Genomic DNA, 1,319 nt, shown 5'->3' on the forward strand with positions numbered 1-1,319 from the left:
CCCCCCTTTCAGGGGTAGGTTTTTAATGATGACACCGGATTGGATAGTATAGAAACAGTGAGTTTTACACAGCTCCGGAGCTATTCTCAACCTGAGCAAACCCTATGAGTACGCCAAAGAGTTTAAAAAATTGGATAGGATTTGTCGCGGGGAAACTCCCTCATTTGAGCAAGCCGCAAGCCAGAGTTTTAGCTATGTGGAGCTTTGGTATGGCAATGGTGCAGTCTTGTGGCCTAACCACTGTCGCCACTTTTTTGGCGAATCTGTTAGAGACAAAAGAGAACACCATGCGGCAGCGATTGAGAGAATGGTATTGGGGAAAAAAAGATAAAACGGGAAAATGTCGCCAAGAATTGGACGTTACACAAAGCTTTGTCCCGCTGTTGCAGTGGATTTTAAGCCTGTGGCAAGACACTGAGAATAAGCAGCTTTTCTTGGCGATGGATGCCACCACTTTGGGGCAACGCTTCACAGTCTTAGCAATCAGTGTTTTGTATCGAGGTTGTGCGATTCCAGTGGGCTGGAAAATTGTTGAAGCTACTGCCAAAGGAGCTTGGCAGCCTTACTGGCTGCAATTATTTGATGTTTTCATGGGTTGTATCCCCTCAGATTGGAAGGTCATTGTAGCGGCTGACCGAGGACTCTATGCTGACTGGTTGTACGACAAAATTGTCGAACTAGAATGGCATCCTTATTTACGAGTTAATCTAGGCGGTCAATTTCGTCCCGAGGGCCAGTCGGATTTTCGCCCTTTGAAGACAGCCGTTTCAGAGCCGGGAAGTCTGCCTTGGTGTGGCCGGGTGACTTGTTTCAAAAACAAGCCAATTAAATGTACTTTAATCGCCCGTTGGGATGTCGGCTATGCTGACCCTTGGTTAATTGTGACGGATTTGTCTCCTGAGATGGCTACAAGTTGTTGGTATGGAATGCGAGCTTGGATTGAGTGTGGTTTTAAAGATACTAAACGCGGGGGTTGGCAATGGCATCAGACCAAAATGACTGACCCAGCTCGCGCTGAGCGGCTGTGGTTAGCGATTGCTGTAGCGACTCTCTGGTTAGTGAGTGTTGGGGGTGAAGTTGACAGCAATTTGCCTAAAAATGATTTGCAGTCTTTGTCGCCTCACCATGTAGCTAGATTGCGAACCACCACGTCAAAAACTTCCCCCCGTCTTTTAAGTTGCTTCCGGCGCGGTTTTTTAGCGATTTTAGTAGCTTTGCTGTTGGGCAAACCTTTACCGATTGGTAGCTTTATTCCTGAACCTTGGCCAAGCCGTTCTCACTTTTCTACGGCTTAAATTTTAAAAACCTACCCCTGAAAG

At 46.9% G+C, this 1,319-nt stretch carries 1 protein-coding gene; it reads left to right on the forward strand.

All coding sequences use genetic code 11. The annotated features are described in order from the left end of the window. The first annotated feature begins 104 nt into the window (after positions 1 to 104). Positions 105 to 1,295, forward strand: coding sequence for a transposase (locus tag QUA16_RS36715; protein ID WP_333109773.1), 1,191 nt, complete (start codon positions 105 to 107; stop codon positions 1,293 to 1,295). Positions 1,296 to 1,319 lie beyond the last annotated feature (24 nt).

The organism is Microcoleus sp. S13_C3 (genome assembly GCF_036700905.1).
Taxonomy (GTDB): Bacteria; Cyanobacteriota; Cyanobacteriia; order Cyanobacteriales; family Microcoleaceae; genus Microcoleus.

Bases quoted from the DNA above. Each gene is read 5' to 3' on its own strand.
- QUA16_RS36715 (WP_333109773.1), top strand. From the start codon at position 105: ATGAGTACGCCAAAGAGTTTAAAAAATTGGATAGGATTTGTCGCGGGG.